This is a genomic window from Microbacterium sp. HJ5 (assembly GCF_054824025.1).
On sequence record NZ_JSYE01000034.1, the window covers coordinates 45,932 to 65,175 of the forward strand.

Below are 19,244 nucleotides of genomic sequence, written 5' to 3' on the forward strand. Positions count from 1 at the left end.
GCACCGTCGTGTCGACCCACCGTCCCCACGTCGGTGTCCTGGCTCTCCAGGGCGACGTCCGCGAGCATGCGCGCGTGCTCTCCGGGCTCGGCGCCGAGGTCTCCCTCGTGCGCCGGCCCGTCGAGCTCGCGGCGGTCGACGGGCTCGTCGTTCCGGGCGGGGAGTCCAGCGTCATCGACAAGCTCTCGCGCGCGTTCGGCATGCGCGAGCCCGTCCGCGACGCCATCGCCGCAGGGATGCCGGTGTACGGCACGTGCGCCGGGATGATCCTGCTGGCCGACCGCATCACCGACGGCATCGAGGGGCAGCAGACCTTCGGCGGACTCGACGTCACCGTCCGGCGGAACGCCTTCGGCAGCCAGGTGGACTCGTTCGAGACCGACCTGGCGGTGCCCGCGCTCGGCGCGGAGCCCGTGCACGCCGTCTTCATCCGGGCACCGCTCGTCGAGGAAGCCGGCCCCGGCGTCGAACGGCTCGCCCAGCTCGACGACGGGCGGATCGTCGCGGTGAGGCAGGGGAGTCTGCTCGCGACGGCGTTCCATCCCGAGGTGTCGGGCGAGCACCGCTTCCATAGGCTCTTCCTCGAGACGGTGCAACGGGCATGACGCGGGCAGTCGCATCAGGTTAGATTCGGTCGCATGACGATCAACGACTGGTGGCGCGAGCATCCCGAGGAGCGCTACTGGATGATCGCCCCATCGAAGGGGATCGTGGGCGACGCGCTCTCGGCCCCGAAGTCGCAGGACGATCGTCGGTTCGAGTGGTCTCACGAGCTCGTCGGCTACACCGAGCCCGGGGACACCCTTTTCGTCTGGGACCGCACGCTGCCCATCCCCGGCATCGGGGCATGGGGACGCGTCCTGGGACCCCTCGGCGAAGAGACCCGCACGCGCCGCGGCGACGAGCTTCCGCATTGGCGCATGCCCGTCAGCGACACCCTGCGACTCGCGAGTCCCATCACGCTGTCCGGTCTCCGGCGGATCGGCGGAGAGATCGTGGCGGTGCGCGACGAGGTCGAGGCCCTGACGGAGGGGCCGGTGTACTTCCCGTTCATCGGATCGCCCGAGACGCTCGCTCCGGCGCCCGCGTACCTCACCAAGGTGCCGCGCGACCTCGTCGCGCTGCTCTCATCGCGGTTCGGGTTCGAGTTCGCCCTCTGATCCGATGACGACGACCTGGATCGCGCTGCTGCGCGGCGTCAACGTCGGCGGCATCACCATCCGCAGTGCGGAGCTCGCGCCCGTGTTCACCGACCTGGGTTTCCGCGCCGTTCGCACCGTGCTAGCGAGCGGCAATGTCATCTTCGAGACGGATGCCGCGGCATCCGCTCGAGCGAAGCTCAAGATCTCGATCGAGAAGGCGCTGCGCGGGAGGTTCGGCTACGACGCGTGGATCGTCCTCGTCACCGAGGACGAGCTGAGGGCGGCCGCGGACGCCTTCCCCTTCGACGAGGACGATGCCTCACGCCAGCCGTGGGTGATCTTCTGCGTCGACCAGGCGACGCGCGACGAGCTGGTGGCGGCCGCCGAGGCGATGGATGCCGCGGCCGACCCCGTCGCGCCCGGTCCGGGTGTCGTGTACTGGAACCCCGTGAAGGGCACGACCGTCGACACGCCGTTCGCGAGGCTGCTCGCGAAGGCCGCATACAAACCGCGGACGACGAACCGCAACCTCCGCACCCTGCGCAGGATCGCCGGCTGACCCGCTCGCCCCGCCGCACGCGCCGAGCCCACAGGTTTAGAATGGTCAGCCGGTGGCGCAGCCCCGACGCGCGATGCCGCGGTCGGACCCGCCGACCACCGCGAGCTGATCAGGAGAAGTATGTCCGGGCATTCCAAGTGGGCGACGACCAAGCACAAGAAGGCCGTCATCGACGCACGCCGCGCCAAGTCGTGGGCGAAGCTCATCAAGAACATCGAGGTCGCGGCGAAGCTGGGCGGCCCCGACCTGCAGGGCAATCCGACGCTGTTCGACGCCGTCCTCAAGGCGAAGAAGACCTCGGTCCCCAAGGACAACATCGACCGCGCCATCAAGCGGGGCGCCGGCATCGGCGGCGAGTCGGTGGAGTACTCGTCGATCATGTACGAGGGCTACGGCCCCAACGGCGTCGCGCTGATGATCGAGTGCCTCACCGACAACAAGAACCGCGCCGCGGCCGAGGTGCGCACCGCGCTCACCCGCAACGGCGGCACACTCGCCGATCCCGGCAGCGTGGCGTACAACTTCACGCGCAAGGGCGTCATCGTCGTGTCCGGTGAGGGCACGAGCGAGGACGACGTCATGATGGCGGTCCTCGAGGCCGGCGCCGAAGAGGTGGAGCCGCACGCCGAGGGATTCGAGGTGATCACCGAGGCGACCGATCTCGTCACGGTGCGCAGCGCCCTGCAGGACGCCGGCATCGAGTACGAGTCCGCCGACGTCGAGTTCGTGCCGAACCTCAAGGTCGAGATCGACGCCGACACGGCGCGCAAGATCTTCCGTCTCATCGACGCCCTCGAAGACAGCGACGACGTCCAGAACGTGTTCAGCAACTTCGACCTGAGCGCAGACGTGCAGGCAGAGCTCGAGAACGACGAGTAGTCCGCGACCCGTGGCGCGCCTGGACCCCGGGCCGCCCGGGCGCGCCTAGCGTGGGGGAGTGGCCTCCCCTTCCTCTCGCGGCGTGCTCCGCGTCATGGGCGTCGACCCGGGACTCACCCGGTGCGGCGTGGGGGTCGTCGACGTCGCACCCGACCGCTCCGCCCGCCTCGTCCACGTGGGTGTCGTCCGCTCGCATCCGGATGCGGCCATCGAGCAGCGCCTGGCGCTCATCGCCGCGGGGCTCCGTGCCGTGATCGACGAGCACGCTCCACAGGTGGTCGCCGTCGAGCGCGTCTTCGCACAGCACAACCGGCAGACCGTGATGGGCACGGCGCAGGCGAGCGGCATCGCTCTGCTCGTCGCCGGCGAGCGCGGCCTCCCCGCCGCGACGCACACGCCGTCCGAGGTGAAGGCCGCCGTGACCGGCTACGGCGCGGCCGACAAGCGCCAGGTGCAGACGATGGTCGCCCGCGTGCTCCGCCTCGACGAATTGCCGCAGCCCGCCGATGCGGCGGACGCGCTGGCTCTGGCCCTCTGCCACGCGTGGCGCGGCGGACGCGCCGCCTCCGCCGCATCCGGTCCGCTGACCCCGGCGCAGCGCGCGTGGGCCGACGCGGAGCGCCTCGCCCGACGCTGAAGCTGCAGGTAGCCGCTGAGCGTGTCGCTCGAACAAACGTCCGAACACGGCCGTAGGCTCGAACCATGATCTCCTCACTGCGGGGCACCGTCGTGCACGTCGCGCCGGATTCCGTCGTGATCGAGGTCGGCGGCGTGGGCCTCACCGTGGCCGTCACGCCCCAGATCGCGCACGCCGCGCACGTCGGCGAGCCGATCATGCTGCACACCACTCTCATCGTGCGCGAGGACGCGCTCTCCCTTTTCGGCTTCGAAGACCGTGAGGAGCTGGTGGTCTTCACGCAGCTGCTGGGCGTCACCGGCGTCGGTCCGAAGTCCGCTCTGGGCGTTCTCGCGACCCTCACCGTCGCGCAGATCGCCGACGCGGTCGGCGCCGACGACGATGCGCCGTTCCGTCGCGTCTCGGGCATCGGCCCGAAGACGGCGAAGCTCATCGTCGTGCAGCTCGCCGGCAAGATCGTGGCTTCGCGTCCTGCCGTCGCGGGTCGAGCGGACGTCTCGCCCGCCGTCCCCGCACAGGTCGTGCAGGCCCTGGTCGGCCTCGGCTGGTCGGAGCGCGTTGCCGCCGAAGCCGTCGAGTCGGTCGCCGCCGACGCCTCCGCGTCCGAGGCCGCATCGGTGCCCGCGCTGCTGCGCCTCACGCTCTCGGTGCTCGGGCCCGCGCGCAAGGAGCCCGTCGGTGGATGAGTTCCGCGACGCCGCCGAGCCCGTCGACGAGACCGAGCTCGCGATCGAAGGAGCCCTGCGCCCGACCTCGCTCGCCGAGTTCGTCGGTCAGCAGAAGGTGCGCGGCCAGCTGCAGCTGCTCCTCGATGCGGCGCGCATCCAGCAGCGTCCACCCGACCACATCCTGCTCTCCGGTCCGCCCGGGCTGGGCAAGACCACCCTCGCGATGATCGTGGCGCACGAGAGCGGGAGGCCGCTGCGCCTGTCGAGCGGTCCCGCGATCCAGCACGCCGGCGACCTCGCGGCCCTGCTGTCGAGCCTCACGCCGGGCGAGGTGCTGTTCATCGACGAGATCCACCGCATGGCCAGGTCAGCCGAAGAGATGCTGTACCTCGCGATGGAGGACTTCCGCATCGACATCATGGTCGGCAAGGGCGCCGGCGCGACCAGCATCCCGCTGGATCTCGCTCCGTTCACCCTCGTCGGCGCCACCACCCGCTCGGGACTGCTGCCCAACCCGCTGCGCGACCGGTTCGGCTTCACCGCGCACCTCGAGTACTACGAGCCCGAAGAGCTGGAGCGGGTCATCGAGCGCTCGGCCGTCATGCTCGGCGTGTCGGTCCCCGGCGAGCCGCGCGCCGAGATCGCCCGCCGCTCGCGAGGCACACCGCGCATCGCGAACCGCCTTCTCCGGCGCGTCCGCGACTACCTCATCGTGCACGGCGACGGCAAGGCGGCCGACGCCCGAATCGTCGATGCGGCCCTCGAGCTCTACGACGTCGACGCGATCGGCCTCGACCGGCTCGACCGGGCGGTGCTCGACGCGCTCGTGCGTCGGTTCCGCGGCGGCCCGGTCGGACTCGGGACGCTGGCCGTGGCCGTCGGGGAAGAGGCCGACACGATCGAGTCGGTCGTCGAGCCCTACCTCGTGCGCATCGGATTCATGGGGCGCACGCCGCGCGGGCGCGTCGCGACGCCCGAGGCGTATGCGCATCTGGGCGCCCGGCCCGTCGAATCGGTGCTCGACTTCGATGACCTATAATCGCTGGAGGCTTTCGCCCACCCTCCTTCTCACAGGCAGCGCCGCCCTGGTGCGCGCCTGACCCGAAAGGTCACCTCACCTCCATGAACGACTTCTTCACCAACTACGGCCTCATCATCCTGCTGGTCGTGCTCCTGGTCTTCATGTTCTGGAGCTCGCGCCGTCGGATGGCGAAGCAGAAGCTCGAGCAGGAGGAGCGCGCGCGCAACACGGTGCCCGGCGCCGAGGTGCTGCTGCAGGGCGGGCTGTACGGCACGATCGTCTCGTACGACGCCGACAACCTCGACCAGCCGGCGATCGTCGAGATCGCGCCCGGCGTCGACATCAAGGTCCACAGCCAGGCCATCCTGCGCATCGTGGCGCCGACCGACGACGTCCAGACCGAGGACGACTTCGTTCCGGAGGCGACCACCCCCGCCGTCGCTCCGGCGGCCGACGAGTTCGCACCGGCCGATGACACCCACGCCACGGGCGAGGCGGCCGACGCCGCCGACCCGGACGCCGAGCCCGGCACCAAGCCCCAGGCCTGACCACCGGCCCGTTCGGGCTGCCTTCCAGAAAGCGGAATCAGTGGCGACTTCCACTCCCGTCCGGCATGCGTGGCGCGCGCTGACCGGTCTCCTCGTCATCACGGCGCTCCTCGCCGCGATCAACGCGCTCGGCGTCTACGTGTTCCAGCAGAGCTCCTGGACCCCCGAGCTCGCGCTCGACCTCCAGGGCGGCACGCAGATCGTGCTCGAGGCGCAGACCGAGGACGGCGCGTCGCCGTCCGAGGAGCAGATGAACCAGGCGGTCACGATCATCCGCCAGCGCGTCGACGCCTCGGGCGTCGGCGAGGCGGACGTCACCACGCAGGCGGGCAACCAGATCGTCGTGCAGATCCCCGGACAGGCCGATGAGGAGACCCGCAACCGCATCGAGGCCTCCGCGCAGCTGCAGCTGCGGTCGGTGCTCTACACCGGCTCGCCCGTGACGTCGTTCGTCGGCGAGGACGGCAAGGAGACGCCGTTCCCGACGCCCGACCCGACGCTGCAGGCGACGCCGACGGCCGAGCCCACCGACGGCAGCGACGTCGCGTGGATCACGCCCAAGCTGCAGGCCGAGTTCCTCGCCTACGACTGCGCGAACCCGTCGAACGACCCTGCCGACGCCCCGACCGACCAGCCGCTCATCACCTGCGATGCCGACGGTGCGTACAAGTACATCCTCGGCCCGGTCGAGCTCGACGGATCGTCGATCGACGACGCCACCTTCGGCCTGCAGCAGCAGAACGGCCTGTGGGCGGTCAACCTCCGCTTCGACGAAGAGGGCACGCGCATCTTCGGCGAGATCAGCCAGCGCCTCTACGGCGCCGAGCCGCCGCTGAACCAGTTCGCCTTCGTGCTCGACGGGTACGTGCTCTCGGCGCCGTCGATGAACGCCGTCATCCTCGGCGGAGACCCGAGCATCACCGGAAGCTTCACGCAGGAGACCTCCAAGGTCCTCGCCGACCAGCTCAAGTACGGTGCGCTGCCGCTGAGCTTCAGCGTCGAGAGCTCCAACTCGATTTCGGCCACGCTGGGCTCCCAGCAGCTCCAGATCGGCCTCATCGCGGGTCTCATCGGTCTCGCGCTCGTCGCGGTCTACTCGCTGATCGTCTATCGCGCGCTCGGCTTCGTGATCATCGCGTCGCTCGCGGTGATGGCCGTCCTTACCTATCTCACGCTCTGCATCCTCGCGTGGCGCATGGGCTTCCGCCTGTCGCTCGCCGGCGTCGCGGGTCTCATCGTGACGATCGGTTTCACGGCGGACTCGTTCATCGTCTACTTCGAGCGCATCCGAGACGAGCTGCGCGACGGCAAGTCGATCACGAGCGCCGTCGAGGACGGCTGGGGCCGCGCCAAGCGCACGATCTACATCTCGAAGTCGATCAATATCCTGGCCGCCGTCGTGCTGTACATCCTCGCCGACGCCACCGTGAAGGGCTTCGCGTTCACGCTCGGCCTCACGACGGCGATCGACGTGCTCATCTTCATCCTGTTCACCCACCCGGTCATGCAGCTCCTGGCACGCACGAGGTTCTTCGGAAGCGGGCACCCGCTGTCGGGTCTCGACCCGACCGCGCTCGGAGCCGTCTACCGCGGGCGCGCGCAGTTCCGTGAGCCCGTCGCCGCCACGGCGACCACGGCCGCCGGCCGGCGCGCGGTCAAGTCCCGCAGCGAAGCCGCCCGACGCCAGACGATCGCCGAGCGCAAGCAGGCGGAGCTCGCCGCGGCGTCGACCTCCGACAAGAAGAGACCCGGCACGACCGCCAAGGAGGGAGACGACTGATGCGCTCCATGAGCCAGTTCGGAAACGACCTCTACACAGGCAAGACCTCCTTCCCTTTCATCGGGCGGCGTCGCCTGTGGTTCCTCATCGCCGCGGTCCTGGTGATCGGCTCGGCGCTGGTGCTCTTCGTGAAGCCGCCGCAGTTCTCGATCGAGTTCACCGGCGGGTCCCAGTTCACCGTCAACGGGGTGGAGAGCGCAGACCAGCTGATCGCCACCGAGGCCGTGCAGTCGGTGGTCCCCGACGCGACGACGAAGGTCGTCACGATCGGCCAGGACGCGGTGCGCGTGCAGACCGACCAGATGACGGATGCCGAGAGCCGTGAGGTCTCGGCGGCCCTCGCGGCGGCTTACGACGTGCCCGAGTCCGAGGTCAGCTACTCGTTCATCGGGCCCAGCTGGGGCGCCGACGTCACCCGCACGTCGCTGTGGGGTCTTGCGATCTTCCTCGCTCTGACCTTCCTCATCCTCGCGATCTACTTCCGCACGTGGAAGATGTCGGTGTCGGCCATCATCGGCCTGGTCGACGTGCTCGTCATCACGATCGGCGTGTACGCGCTCTTCGGGTTCGAGATCTCGCCCGCCGCCGTCATCGGCTTCCTGACGATCCTCTCGTACGCGCTGTACGACACGACCGTCGTGTTCGACAAGATCAGGGAGAACACGAGCGAAGACGGAGAAGTGTCGGGCCGCACGTTCGGCGAGTCCGTCAACCTCGCCGTCAACCAGACGCTGGTGCGGTCCATCAACACGACGGTGGTGGCGATCCTCCCGACGGGTGCGATCCTCTTCATCGGCGTGGTGTGGCAGGGCGCTCAGACGCTCACCGACCTGTCACTCTCGATCTTCGTCGGAACGATCGTCGCCGCGTACTCGACGATCTTCGTCGCGTCGCCCCTGTACTCGCTCCTCCGTGAGGGCGAGCCGGCAGTCAAGGCGCGCGACGAGCGGGTCCTGGCGGCACGGGAGCTCGCGGGCACACCGGCCTGACCGCGACGGGCGCGGGCGTAGGATTGTGAGATCCAGCGGAGGGGAGGGGATCGGATGACCGAGACCGTCCCTCCCGCCCAGACCTCCTCGCTGCGCCGGCTCGTCCCGCGGATCTTCTCGAGGTCTGCTCGCCGCGACGACGTCGAGCAGCTGCTGCGGACGGTACGCACGCACCATCCCAAGGGCGACCTGTCGATCATCGAGCGTGCGTACGCCGTCGCCGACAACGCGCACACCGGGCAGACCCGCCAGAGCGGCGAGCCGTACATCACGCATCCGCTCGCCGTCGCGCAGATCCTGGCCGACCTCGGTCTGGGTCCCAAGGCGATCGCGGCGGCGCTCCTCCACGACACCGTCGAGGACACGGGGTACGCGCTCGACGCGCTGACCGCCGAGTTCGGCGACGAGGTCGCCATGCTCGTCGACGGCGTGACCAAGCTCGACAAGGTCAAGTACGGCGAGAGCGCGCAGGCCGAGACCGTCCGCAAGATGATCGTCGCGATGTCGCGCGACATCCGCGTGCTGCTCATCAAGCTCGCCGACCGGCTCCACAATGCGCGGACGTGGGGATTCGTGCCGCCCGAGAAGGCGCGCAAGAAGGCCACGGAGACGCTCGAGATCTACGCCCCGCTGGCCCATCGGCTCGGCATCCAGGCGATCAAGTCCGAGCTCGAGGACCTCTCGTTCGCCGTCCTGCATCCGAAGCTCTACGCCGAGATCGAGAGCCTCGTCAAGCAGCGCACCCCGCAGCGCGAGCAGTACGTGCAGAACGTGATCGACGCGGTCGACACCGACCTGCGCGAGCTGCGGATCCGCGGGCGCGTGATGGGGCGGCCGAAGCAGCTCTACTCCGTGTACCAGAAGATGGTCGTGCGCGGGCGCGAGTTCGACGACATCTACGACCTGATCGGCATCCGGATCCTCGTGGGCAGCGTGCGCGACTGCTACGCCGTGCTCGGCGCCATCCACGCGCGCTGGACCCCGCTCCCGGGGCGGTTCAAGGACTACATCGCCACGCCGAAGTTCAACCTCTACCAGTCGCTGCACACGACCGTCATCGGTCCGGGCGGACGCACCGTCGAGATCCAGATCCGCACCAACGAGATGCACCAGCAGGCCGAGTACGGCGTCGCGGCGCACTGGAAGTACAAAGAGCGGATGAACGGCGGCAAGTCCGACGCCAAGGCGCTCGACACCGACATGGCGTGGCTCGCGCACATCTCGGACTGGCAGGCCGAGACCGCCGACCCCGGAGAGTTCCTCGATTCGCTGCGCTTCGAGATCGGCGCGAAGGAGGTCTACGTCTTCACGCCCAAGGGGCGCGTGATCGGCCTGCCCTCCGGCGCCACGCCGGTCGACTTCGGGTACGCGGTGCACACCGAGGTCGGCCACCGCACGATGGGCGCCAAGGTCAACGGCCGCCTCGTGCCGCTCGAGTCCGAACTCAAGAGCGGCGATGTCGTCGAGGTGTTCACCTCCAAGAATCCGGATGCCGGGCCCAGCCAGGACTGGCTCGGATTCGTCAAGAGCACGCGGGCCCGCAACAAGATCCGCGGGTGGTTCACGAAGGAGCGCCGCGAGGAGGCGATCGAGCAGGGCAAAGAGGCCATCGCCCGCGCGATGCGCCGCCAGAACCTGCCCCTGCAGCGCCTGATGAGCCAGGACTCCTTCACCGAGGTGGCGCATCAGCTTCGTTACGAGGACGTCTCGGCCCTCTACGCCGCCGTGGGCGAGGGTCACGTCTCGACGCAGTCGGTGATCGAGAAGGTCACCGCGCTCGTCAGCGCGAACGACACGAACACGGGTCCGATCGAGCTGCCCGGCATGGGGCGGCCGCGTCAGCCGCGGGGCGGCGATTCCGGCATCCTGGTGCGCGGGGCGCCCGACATCCTGGTGAAGCTCGCCAAGTGCTGCACGCCGGTTCCCGGCGACCAGATCATGGGGTTCGTGACGCGAGGCAGCGGCGTGTCGGTGCACCGTGCCGACTGCACCAACGTCACGTCGCTCATGGCCGACCCCGAGCGCATCATCGACGTGGAATGGGCTCCGACCACGAAGAGCGTCTTCCTGGTGCAGATCCAGGTCGAGGCGCTCGACCGCTCGGGCCTGCTCAGCGACGTCACGCGGGTGCTGAGCGAGCACCACGTCAACATCCTCTCGGCGTCGGTCTCGACCTCGAGCGACCGCCTCGCACTGAGCCGCTTCGTGTTCGAGATGGGCGACATCGTGCACCTCGACCGCGTGCTCAACGCGGTGCGCCGCATCGACGCCGTCTACGACGTGTACCGCGTCACCTCGTCGTAGCCGCAGCCTCCGCCGCCGCGAGACCTCGCAGGAGCACGATCGCCGCGTGCTTGTGGGGGAGCACTCCGCGCTCGAGACGATCGATCGCCGCGTCGATGAGCGCCGGTCGACCCTCGACGAGGAGCCGTGCGGCGCGGGCGTGGTCGTCGTCGGCGACGCGGCAGAGATCGACCAGCGTGCGCAGGAGCGTCGTCACCCGCACCCCGCCGACCAGCTCGAGGTCATCCTGGTCGACGGCCAGGTCGCGATAGACGAGGTGCCGCACGGGAACGTGATGGATGCGGCGCGCCACGGCCCGCTGGACCGTGTGCATCGCGGGCGGCTCGGGGAGCGCACCGTGCACCCAGGCGGCGGTGAGATGGGTGGCGGCGAGCGTGTCGCCGAGGAGACCGGTCAGCGACCCGGCGCGCAGCGCGTGCGTCTCGACCGCGTCGGCGGGGATGAAAGCGTCTCCGAGCTCCACCACGTCGCCGTCGAGCCGCGCAGCCGACAGCTCGGCGAGGGACAGACGGTCATCGACGAAGTAGAGGAACGGGGATGCCATAGCGGCAGTGTGCCGCACGACCGACGGGCGGCGGACGCTGCTCCGGTGAAGCTGTGGAGAACATCCGCCGCGCCGGCGGTCGGGGGTCAGCCGCCGAGGGCCTTGAGCCAGGCCTTGCGGGCCTCGAGCGCCTCGGTGGCGTTCGCGATGGCCTTCTTGTCGCCCGACTTCTTCGCCGCGGCGAGTTCGTCCTCGAGCTTCTGGATCGCGTCGGTGAGCTGGCGGGTCATGTCGTTGGCCCGCGCCTTGGTTTCGGGGTTGTTGCGCTTCCAGTCGGCGTCCTCGCGCGTGCGGAGGGCCTGCTCGATCTTGCGCAGGTCGTCGTCGAGCGAGCGCTCGGCGTCGCGCGGGAAGATGCGCCCGATCTCGTCCCACCGACGCTGGATGCCCGTCAGGAGCGCGCGTGCCTTCGCGATCTCGCGCTCGTCGGAGACCGCCTTCGCCTCGTCGAGCAGAGCGCGCTTGGCCTCGATCTTCTCGCGTGAGGCCTCGGCGTCGGCCGTCTCGCGCTCGACGCGCGCCGAGTACAGCGCGTCGCCGGCCGCCTTGAAGCGCGCCCACAGCGCATCGTCGACCTTCTTGCCGGCGCGACCCGCGGTCTTCCACTGGTCGAGCAGCTCGCGGTAGGCCGGGATCCCGTCCTCGCCCTTCGGCGCGAGAGCCTCGGCGCGCTCGACGAGCTTCGACTTGCGCTCGCGAACTCCCTTGTGCGCCTCATCGAGCTCGGCGTAGAACTCGCGACGGTGCTTGTCGACCGTGGAGCGGGCGTCGCGGAATCGCTTCCAGAGCTGCTGGGCGGTCGCCTTGGGAAGACGCGGACCGTTCTGCTGCTGCGACTGCCACTGCTCGAACAGCTCGTTCAGCTCGACGGTGGCCTGCTTCCATTGCACGGTGCGCGGGTCGCGCGCCGCGAGGGCCTCCGCCTGCTCGACGAGCTCGGTGCGCGAGCGGACGGCGTCGTCGACAGCCTCGCGGGCGGCGGCCGCCTCCGTCTCGGATGCCGCGGCCAGCGCCTGCGTGAGCGCGGCGACGCGCGCCTCGAGGCCCGCCAGGTCGCCGACGGCTGCTGCGCCGTCGAGCTTCGCCGACACGGCACGCGCGGCGCCCCGCAGGTCGGACGCCGAAGCACCGCCGCGACGGTGGCGCACTTCGAGGAGGGTGACCTCGCTGGCGAGGTCGGCGTACTTGCGCTCGAAGTAGGCGAGGGCTTCTTCGGGCGATCCGTCCGGGAACTGCCCGACCACGCGCCAGTCGTCGCCCTCCCGGACGGAGACGGTGCCGTCGTCGTCGACGCGGCCCCACGGCTCAGTCGGCGTGGTCGACGACGAGCCCGCGGCCCGTGCAGACGGTGAAGGCCGGGGGCTCGGGACAGGCCGTGCCGCGGGTGCCGCTGCTTCTGCCGCATCCGCCGTGTCGACCGGAGCCACCTCGGGTTCGGCCTCGGGTTCGACCTCGGGCTCGGCGCTCGTGGGTTCGGCGCTCGTGGGTTCGGCGCTCGTGGGCTCGGCGTCGTCTTCGACGGGAGCGGCGGCGGTCTCGCGGACCGCGTCGGCGTCGGGGGCGTCGGCCACGGGGACCGCGTCGGCCTCGAGGGCGTCGGCTTCGGCGGCCGGGATCTCGGTCTCGACAGCCTCGGATTCGAGCTGATCGGACACCGTCTCAGGACCGGAGGACTCGGGAGTGGACTCTGCTGCAGCAGTCACGGGATGCACCTCATCGCGGCACACGCCGCCTGTGGGGGATGGACGGCTAAAGCCTAGTACGGCGGAGCCGTCCCCTCAGGTGCGACAGAGGACCCGGTTCAGGGTGTCGGCGTGGGCGTCGGCGTGACGCTCGTCGTCGGCGTGACGCTCGTCGTCGGCGTGGGCGTCGAGGTCGGCGTGGGCGTCATCGCGGGCGTGGTCTCGGCCGGCGTCGGGACGGGGGCGCCCGGACCCGTGACGAAATAGGCGGTCTGGGCCGCGAGCACACCGACGATCAGCAGGCCGCCCGCGATGCCCGCGATGAGGTTGTCGCGCGTGCGCCGACGCGCCTGCCCGGCGTGGAAGTCCTGACGCGCCTGATACAGACGGGCGCGCTCGCGCGACTCGCGCGTGCCCCGATCCTTGCCACCGTTCGCCACGGAACCTCCTCCGCTCCGGGTCGCTGCCCGGGCCGGGTTGATCCTACGGTGCGCCGTCACCGGCGGCAAAACACGCGCCGCGTCCGGCGTCGCACGCGCCGACTAGCCTGGAACAGTGACCATCCCGACCGCGCTCTTCCAGGGGCAGACGCCCCTCGCGGTGCGGATGCGTCCCATCTCGCTCGACGAGGTCGCCGGGCAAGGCCACCTGCTGCGTCCCGGGTCGCCGCTGGTGACGCTCGCGAATCCGGATGCCGCGGCCCGCGCCGCCTCGTCGGTCATCCTGTGGGGTCCGCCGGGCACCGGCAAGACGACGCTCGCGCAGGCGATCGCGCGCTCGTCCGGCCGCCGGTTCGTCGAACTCTCGGCGGTCACCGCCGGCGTCAAGGACGTCCGCGAGGTGATGCAGGAGGCGCTCACGCAGCGCGACCTCTACGGGCAGTCGACCATCCTGTTCCTCGACGAGATCCATCGCTTCACGAAGGCGCAGCAGGACGCCCTGCTGCCCGGTGTCGAGAACGGGTGGGTGGTGCTGATCGCAGCGACCACCGAGAACCCGTCCTTCTCGGTGATCTCGCCGCTGCTGTCGCGGTCGCTCCTGCTCACGCTCAAGCCGCTCACCGACGACGACCTGCGGATGCTGATCGACCGCGCGGTCGCCGATGCGCGGGGGCTCGCGGGATCGGTCGCCCTCGGCGACGACGCACGCGACGCCCTCGTGCGGCTCTCCTCAGGCGACGCGCGCCGGGCGCTGACGGCACTCGAGGCGGCGGCATCGTTCGCCGAACCCGTCGAAGACGACGCCGAGGCCCCGGCCATCACCTCCGAGCACGTCGCCCAGGCCGTCGACCGTGCTCTGCTGCGCTACGACCGCCAGGGCGACGAGCACTACGACGTCATCAGCGCGTTCATCAAGTCCATCCGCGGCTCCGACGTCGACGCGGCCATGCACTACCTCGCACGGATGATCGAAGCCGGCGAGGATCCCCGCTTCATCGCCCGGCGCCTCATCATCTCCGCGGCCGAAGACATCGGCCTCGCCGACCCCCAGGCCCTCGTGATCGCCGTCGCCGCCGCAGACGCGGTGCAGCTCATCGGCATGCCCGAGGGGCGCATCCCGCTCGCCGAGGCGACGGCCTACCTCGCGACGACGGCCAAGTCCAACGCCGCCTATGTCGCGATCGACGCGGCGATCGCCGACGTCCGCTCCGGAGGCTTCGGGCGGGTGCCCGTCCACCTCCGGGACGCGCACTATCCCGGCGCGAAGCGGCTCGGCCACGGGAAGGGCTACGTCTACCCGCACGACTCCGAGATCGGCGTCTCGGCCCAGCAGTATCTGCCCGACGAGCTCCGCGGCCGCCGCTACTACGAGCCCACCGCCCACGGGCAGGAGCGCGACGTGCAGGCGCGGCTCGAGAAGATCCGGCGCATCCTCGCGGGGGAGCGCTGAAGCGCGGCATCCGCTCTGCTCGTCGCGAAGCGCCCGTCTGGTAGACTTGAGCGGCTCGAAACACAGTTTTCGGGCATCCCCTCTCTTCTTCACCTACCTTCCGGCATGCCCCGGCGTGCAGTCCGGACAGGGCGAAGACAGGAGATACGCCCGCGAGCCGTGATCGACACGGCCGCGTCATCGAAAGGAACACTTCGTGGCAACGAAGTCCCAGGACCGCCGCAAGGTCCGCCTCTCCCGCGCCCTCGGCGTGGCCCTCACCCCGAAGGCCGCCAAGTACCTCGAGAAGCGCCCCTACGCGCCCGGCGAGCACGGCCGCACCAAGCGCAAGCAGGACAGCGACTACGCCGTCCGCCTCCGCGAGAAGCAGCGTCTGCGCGAGCAGTACGGCATCCGCGAGAAGCAGCTTCGCATCCAGTTCAACGAGGCCCGCCGCACCCAGGGCCTGACCGGTGAGAACCTGGTCGAGCAGCTCGAGATGCGTCTCGACGCCCTCGTGCTCCGTTCGGGCTTCGCCCGCACCACGGCGCAGGCTCGCCAGATGGTCGTGCACCGTCACATCCTCGTCGACGGTCAGCTCGTCGACCGCCCGTCCTTCCGCGTGAAGCCGGGTCAGCTCATCCACGTCAAGCCCAAGAGCGAGGGCACCGAGCCCTTCCAGGTGGCGGCGCTCGGCGGCCACGCCGAGGTCCTGCCCCCGGTTCCGGGCTACCTCGAGGTCGAGCTCGACAAGCTGCAGTCGCGTCTCGTGCGTCGCCCCAAGCGCGCCGAGGTCCCCGTGGTCTGCGACGTCCAGCTCGTCGTCGAGTACTACGCAGCTCGATAACGAGCAGCGGATCGAATCGCGCGAAGGGCGTCGGGGAGACCCGACGCCCTTCGTCGTTTCCGCCTACGATGGGGGGATGCCGCGTCCGGCGGCCCCGCGAGGAAGTGGTGACATGAAGAACGTGCTGTGGTTCCTGTTCGGCATCGCCGGTGGGTTCGTCGTCGCACACCTCATGAACAAGGACCCCCGCGGTCACGAGCTCCTGGCAGAGGTGGACGCCCGCATCACGGAGTTCACCGACCGCATCGGCGACGCGTACCGCGAGCAGGAGGCCCGCATGGCGGGTCTGGTCGACGACGTGAAGGGCGCTGCCGCCGACGCCGTCGAGTCTGCCCGGTCCGCGGCATCCGACGCCGTCGACGCGGCCGCCGACGCCGCCAAGAAGCTCACCGACTGACCAGCGGCACCCCTGCCCCGGTGATCCGGGGGAGTGGACCGCGCATTTTGCGAGGACCCGAATGAAGACCGCCGAGATCGCCCAGCGCTACCTCGACTACTTCGAGAAGAACGGCCACACGATCGTCCCGTCCGCCTCTCTGGTGACCGACGACCCGGCCCTGCTGTTCACGGTGGCCGGGATGGTGCCGTTCATCCCGTACCTCTCGGGCGACGTGCCCGCGCCCTATCCGCGCGCGGCCGACAACCAGAAGTGCATCCGCACGAACGACATCGAAGAGGTCGGCAAGACGCCGCGTCACGGCACCTTCTTCCAGATGCTCGGCAACTGGTCGTTCGGCGACTACTTCAAGGAGGGTGCCATCCGCTACGCGTGGGAGCTCCTCACGACGCCGGAGGCGGACGGCGGACTCGGCTTCGATCCGAAGGACCTGTGGGTCACCGTCTATGAAGAGGACGACGAGGCCCGCGATCTCTGGCTGAAGCTGACCGACCTCCCCGAGGAGCGCATCCAGCGACTCGGCAAGGACACGAACTACTGGAGCACCGGCCTTCCGGGCCCCGCGGGCCCGTGCTCGGAGATCTTCTTCGACCGGGGCCCCGAGTACGGCATCGACGGGGGTCCTGCCACCGACGATGACCGCTACGTCGAGATCTGGAATCTCGTCTTCATGCAGTACGAGATCACGAACGTCCAGTCGAAGTACGACTTCGACATCGTCGGCGAGCTCCCCGCGAAGAACATCGACACCGGCATGGGCCTCGAGCGCATCGCGTTCATCAAGCAGGGCGTCGACAACATGTACGAGACCGACCAGGTGCGCCCGGTGCTCGACCGCGCCGTGGCCCTCTCCGGGCGGACGTACGGCGCGAACCACGACGACGATGTGCGCTTCCGTGTGGTCGCCGACCACGTGCGCTCGTCGCTCATGCTGATGACCGACGGCGTCACGCCGTCCAACGACGGCCGGGGCTACATCCTCCGGCGCCTCATGCGTCGCGCGATCCGGTCGATGCGCCTCCTCGGGGTCGAGGGCCCGACGTTCGCCGACCTGTTCGCCGCGTCCCGTGACGCGATGAAGGATGCCTATCCCGAGGTGGCTGCCGACTGGCCGCGCATCTCGCAGTACGCCCTCGCCGAGGAGGCGACGTTCCTGCGGACGCTCGCCGCCGGAGAGTCGATCCTGGACGACTCGCTGGTGCAGACCAAGGCCGCCGGCGGCACATCGATCCCCGGATCAGAGGCGTTCCTTCTGCACGACACGTACGGGTTCCCGATCGACCTGACCCTCGAGATCGCCGAAGAGGCTGGCCTCACGGTCGACCGTGCGGCGTTCGACACCCTGATGCAGGAGCAGCGGGAGCGCGCGAAGGCCGACGCGAAGTCGCGCAAGCGCCAGCTCGCCGACACGAGCGTCTACCGCGACTTCCGTGCGCAGGGCGAGACGGTCTTCACCGGGTACACCGACCTCGAGACCGAGTCCCGCGTGCTCGGCATCCTGGTCGACGGCGTCTCGGTCGCCCGCGCGACGACGGGGCAGATCGCCGAGGTCATCCTCGCCGAGACGGCGCTGTACGCCGAGTCGGGCGGACAGGTGGCAGACAAGGGCGTCATCGTCGGCCCCGGCTACGAGCTCGAGGTCATCGACGTGCAGAAGCCCGTCGCGGGTCTCATCAGCCACACGGTCGAGGTCACGATCGGCGAGGTCGCAGTCGATCAGCCCGCCACGACGGTGGTGGATTCCGCGAACCGGCGCGCCGCGCGTCAGGCGCACTCCGCCACACACCTCGTGCACGCCGCGCTGCGCGACACGCTCGGCAAGACGGCCACCCAGGCAGGGTCGCTCAATCGCGCCGGCTACATGCGATTCGACTTCACGTGGGGCCAGTCGCTCTCCGACGACACGCGGAGCGAGATCGAGGAGATCGCCAACAACGCGGTCCGCGACAACCTCGAGGTCACGACGCGCGTCCTCGCCCTCGACGAGGCGAAGGCGCTCGGCGCGATGGCGCTGTTCGGCGAGAAGTACGGCGACACGGTGCGCATGGTCGACATCGGCGGGCCGTGGTCGCGCGAGCTCTGCGCCGGCACCCACGTGGCGTCCAGCGCCGAGGTGGGGCTCATCAATCTCGTCGGCGAGTCGTCGGTCGGAGCGTCCAACCGCCGCGTCGAGGCGCTCGTCGGACTCGACGCGTTCCGCTCGCTCGCGGCCGAGCGCGCGCTCGTCTCACAGCTGACATCGACGCTCAAGACGCCGCGCGAGCAGCTGCCCGCGCGCATCGCCGAGCTCACCGCGAGCCTGAAGGCGGCGGAGAAGAAGATCGCCGCGTTCGAGGCGAAGGCACTGGGCGACCGCCTGCCCGCCCTCGTCGCGGCAGCGCAGCCGGTCGGCGCGCAGCTCGTCGTCGCGGAGTCGCTCGGCACGGCGGCGTCTGCGGACGACGTCCGCTCGCTGGCGCTCCAGGTGCGCGAGCGCCTCGGCTCGCAGGCATCCGTCGTCGCACTCGGCGCCGAGGTCGGCGGACGCCCCGTCGTCATCGTGGCCACCAACGACGCGGCGCGCGCTGCCGGAGCGAAGGCCGGCGTGCTCGCCAAGGCGGCCGCCGGAGTGCTCGGCGGAGGTGGCGGCGGTCGAGACGACGTCGCGCAGGGCGGGGGGGCGGATGCCTCGGCGCTGCCCGCCGCGCTCACTGCAGTGAAGGACGCGCTCGGCGCGTGAGCGGCTTCCGTCGCGGGACGCGGCTCGGCATCGACGTGGGCCGGGCCCGCGTGGGTGTGGCCCGGTGCGATCCCGACGGTCTCCTCGCGACGCCCGTCGAGACGGTCGCGCGCGACGACGGCTCGGTGGCGCGGATCGTCGCCCTCGCCGTGGAGTACTCCGCCGTCGAGCTCCTCGTCGGGCTGCCGCTGAATCTGCGCGGCGAGGACACCCCCTCCACCGCGGATGCCCGCGAGTTCGCCGGCGCACTGGCGGAGGCATCCGCGCTGCCGGTGCGGCTCGTGGACGAGCGGCTGTCGACGGTGTCGGCGCATGCGGCACTGCGGGAATCGGGCAGATCCCAGCGTTCGTCGCGTACGATCGTTGACCAGGTCGCCGCAGTCGTGCTGCTCCAGCAGGCCATCGACGTCGAGAAGAGCACCGGCCGCCCGCCCGGAACCCCCGTCTCCCAGGAGCCAGCCTGACATGCCCGATTCCCCGTCCGATGATCCGTTCGCGGATCTCTTCGGCAAGCTGCCCGATCCGCGAGAGCGGCCGCTGAGGTCGAACGGCGACGACGCCGGCTACGGCACGCCCGCAGCACCCGCCGGCGGCGCGCCTGTCAGCGCAGACGGCGCGCCTCTGTCGCGTCGGGCCGCGCGCGAAGCCGCCGCGCGGCA

At 70.2% G+C, this 19,244-nt stretch carries 19 protein-coding genes and 1 pseudogene; 17 read left to right on the plus strand and 3 right to left on the minus strand.

Annotated features, from left to right (window positions below):
* The first annotated feature begins 8 nt into the window (after window positions 1-8).
* The 11 genes from pdxT (at window position 9) to OB08_RS14700 (ending at window position 10,527) form a co-directional block, all read left to right on the plus strand.
* Window positions 9-605, plus strand: coding sequence for a pyridoxal 5'-phosphate synthase glutaminase subunit PdxT (pdxT, locus tag OB08_RS14650; protein WP_461475976.1), 597 nt, complete (start codon window positions 9-11; stop codon window positions 603-605).
* Between the two features lie 33 nt (window positions 606-638).
* Window positions 639-1,160: a hypothetical protein gene (locus OB08_RS14655; protein WP_461475978.1), complete on the plus strand. Its 522-nt coding sequence runs from the start codon at window positions 639-641 to the stop codon at window positions 1,158-1,160.
* A 4-nt stretch (window positions 1,161-1,164) separates the two neighbouring features.
* Window positions 1,165-1,701: a DUF1697 domain-containing protein gene (locus OB08_RS14660; protein ID WP_461475980.1), complete on the plus strand. Its 537-nt coding sequence runs from the start codon at window positions 1,165-1,167 to the stop codon at window positions 1,699-1,701.
* A gap of 120 nt (window positions 1,702-1,821) precedes the next feature.
* Window positions 1,822-2,580: a YebC/PmpR family DNA-binding transcriptional regulator gene (locus OB08_RS14665; RefSeq protein WP_461475982.1), complete on the plus strand. Its 759-nt coding sequence runs from the start codon at window positions 1,822-1,824 to the stop codon at window positions 2,578-2,580.
* Between the two features lie 94 nt (window positions 2,581-2,674).
* Window positions 2,675-3,217, plus strand: a complete 543-nt coding sequence (gene ruvC / locus OB08_RS14670) for a crossover junction endodeoxyribonuclease RuvC (RefSeq protein ID WP_461476009.1) — start codon at window positions 2,675-2,677, stop codon at window positions 3,215-3,217.
* 65 nt (window positions 3,218-3,282) lie between these two features.
* A complete protein-coding gene (gene ruvA, locus OB08_RS14675; RefSeq protein WP_461475984.1) occupies window positions 3,283-3,903 on the plus strand; it encodes a Holliday junction branch migration protein RuvA in 621 nt (206 codons plus the stop codon).
* The gene (gene ruvB, locus OB08_RS14680) at window positions 3,896-4,924 is read left to right on the plus strand and encodes a Holliday junction branch migration DNA helicase RuvB (protein WP_461475986.1); all 1,029 of its coding nucleotides are present in this window, start codon (window positions 3,896-3,898) and stop codon (window positions 4,922-4,924) included. The genes ruvA and ruvB overlap by 8 nt, the downstream gene beginning before the upstream one ends.
* Window positions 4,925-5,007: 83 nt before the next feature.
* Window positions 5,008-5,454 carry a preprotein translocase subunit YajC gene (locus OB08_RS14685; protein ID WP_461475988.1) on the plus strand — a complete coding sequence of 149 codons (447 nt, stop codon included), beginning with the start codon at window positions 5,008-5,010 and terminating at the stop codon, window positions 5,452-5,454.
* Between the two features lie 40 nt (window positions 5,455-5,494).
* Window positions 5,495-7,234 (plus strand): protein translocase subunit SecD, encoded by a 1,740-nt coding sequence (gene secD / locus OB08_RS14690; protein WP_461475990.1) that lies wholly within the window; start codon window positions 5,495-5,497, stop codon window positions 7,232-7,234.
* The gene (secF, locus tag OB08_RS14695) at window positions 7,234-8,223 is read left to right on the plus strand and encodes a protein translocase subunit SecF (protein ID WP_461475992.1); all 990 of its coding nucleotides are present in this window, start codon (window positions 7,234-7,236) and stop codon (window positions 8,221-8,223) included. The genes secD and secF overlap by 1 nt, the downstream gene beginning before the upstream one ends.
* Before the next feature lie 54 nt (window positions 8,224-8,277).
* Window positions 8,278-10,527 (plus strand): RelA/SpoT family protein, encoded by a 2,250-nt coding sequence (locus tag OB08_RS14700; protein ID WP_461475994.1) that lies wholly within the window; start codon window positions 8,278-8,280, stop codon window positions 10,525-10,527.
* Here the strand turns inward: OB08_RS14700 and OB08_RS14705 are convergent.
* The 3 genes from OB08_RS14705 to OB08_RS14715 form a co-directional block, all read right to left on the minus strand.
* Window positions 10,514-11,071: a hypothetical protein gene (locus OB08_RS14705; RefSeq protein ID WP_461475996.1), complete on the minus strand. Its 558-nt coding sequence runs from the start codon at window positions 11,069-11,071 to the stop codon at window positions 10,514-10,516. The two genes, OB08_RS14700 and OB08_RS14705, sit on opposite strands and share 14 nt — an antisense overlap.
* 86 nt (window positions 11,072-11,157) lie before the next feature.
* On the minus strand, window positions 11,158-12,774 hold the full coding sequence (locus OB08_RS14710) for a DUF349 domain-containing protein (protein ID WP_461475997.1): 1,617 nt from the start codon (window positions 12,772-12,774) through the stop codon (window positions 11,158-11,160).
* Between the two features lie 98 nt (window positions 12,775-12,872).
* Window positions 12,873-13,193, minus strand: coding sequence for a dioxygenase (locus OB08_RS14715; protein WP_461475999.1), 321 nt, complete (start codon window positions 13,191-13,193; stop codon window positions 12,873-12,875).
* A 166-nt stretch (window positions 13,194-13,359) separates the two neighbouring features.
* Between OB08_RS14715 and OB08_RS14720 the strand changes: the two genes are divergently transcribed.
* The 6 genes and pseudogenes from OB08_RS14720 to OB08_RS14745 form a co-directional block, all read left to right on the plus strand.
* Complete coding sequence (locus OB08_RS14720; RefSeq protein WP_461476011.1) at window positions 13,360-14,643, plus strand: replication-associated recombination protein A; 1,284 nt, start codon at window positions 13,360-13,362, stop codon at window positions 14,641-14,643.
* Window positions 14,644-14,839: 196 nt separating this feature from the next.
* Window positions 14,840-15,469, plus strand: a complete 630-nt coding sequence (gene rpsD, locus OB08_RS14725) for a 30S ribosomal protein S4 (RefSeq protein WP_461476001.1) — start codon at window positions 14,840-14,842, stop codon at window positions 15,467-15,469.
* 112 nt (window positions 15,470-15,581) lie between these two features.
* Window positions 15,582-15,866 carry an ATPase gene (locus OB08_RS14730; protein WP_461476003.1) on the plus strand — a complete coding sequence of 95 codons (285 nt, stop codon included), beginning with the start codon at window positions 15,582-15,584 and terminating at the stop codon, window positions 15,864-15,866.
* Window positions 15,867-15,927: 61 nt separating this feature from the next.
* Complete coding sequence (gene alaS, locus OB08_RS14735) at window positions 15,928-18,585, plus strand: alanine--tRNA ligase (RefSeq protein ID WP_461476005.1); 2,658 nt, start codon at window positions 15,928-15,930, stop codon at window positions 18,583-18,585.
* Complete coding sequence (gene ruvX / locus OB08_RS14740) at window positions 18,582-19,049, plus strand: Holliday junction resolvase RuvX (protein ID WP_461476007.1); 468 nt, start codon at window positions 18,582-18,584, stop codon at window positions 19,047-19,049. Before alaS ends, ruvX begins: the two co-directional genes overlap by 4 nt.
* A 1-nt stretch (window position 19,050) precedes the next feature.
* Window positions 19,051-19,244, plus strand: a pseudogene (locus OB08_RS14745) (hypothetical protein); the annotation flags it as partial.

Bases quoted from the DNA above. Each gene is read 5' to 3' on its own strand.
- OB08_RS14660 (WP_461475980.1), top strand. From the start codon at position 1,165: ATGACGACGACCTGGATCGCGCTGCTGCGCGGCGTCAACGTCGGCGGC.
- ruvC (WP_461476009.1), top strand. From the start codon at position 2,675: ATGGGCGTCGACCCGGGACTCACCCGGTGCGGCGTGGGGGTCGTCGAC.
- OB08_RS14705 (WP_461475996.1), bottom strand. From the start codon at position 11,071: ATGGCATCCCCGTTCCTCTACTTCGTCGATGACCGTCTGTCCCTCGCC.
- secF (WP_461475992.1), top strand. From the start codon at position 7,234: ATGCGCTCCATGAGCCAGTTCGGAAACGACCTCTACACAGGCAAGACC.
- alaS (WP_461476005.1), top strand. From the start codon at position 15,928: ATGAAGACCGCCGAGATCGCCCAGCGCTACCTCGACTACTTCGAGAAG.
- OB08_RS14700 (WP_461475994.1), top strand. From the start codon at position 8,278: ATGACCGAGACCGTCCCTCCCGCCCAGACCTCCTCGCTGCGCCGGCTC.
- OB08_RS14665 (WP_461475982.1), top strand. From the start codon at position 1,822: ATGTCCGGGCATTCCAAGTGGGCGACGACCAAGCACAAGAAGGCCGTC.
- OB08_RS14720 (WP_461476011.1), top strand. From the start codon at position 13,360: ATGCGTCCCATCTCGCTCGACGAGGTCGCCGGGCAAGGCCACCTGCTG.
- OB08_RS14655 (WP_461475978.1), top strand. From the start codon at position 639: ATGACGATCAACGACTGGTGGCGCGAGCATCCCGAGGAGCGCTACTGG.
- OB08_RS14685 (WP_461475988.1), top strand. From the start codon at position 5,008: ATGAACGACTTCTTCACCAACTACGGCCTCATCATCCTGCTGGTCGTG.
- OB08_RS14730 (WP_461476003.1), top strand. From the start codon at position 15,582: ATGAAGAACGTGCTGTGGTTCCTGTTCGGCATCGCCGGTGGGTTCGTC.
- ruvA (WP_461475984.1), top strand. From the start codon at position 3,283: ATGATCTCCTCACTGCGGGGCACCGTCGTGCACGTCGCGCCGGATTCC.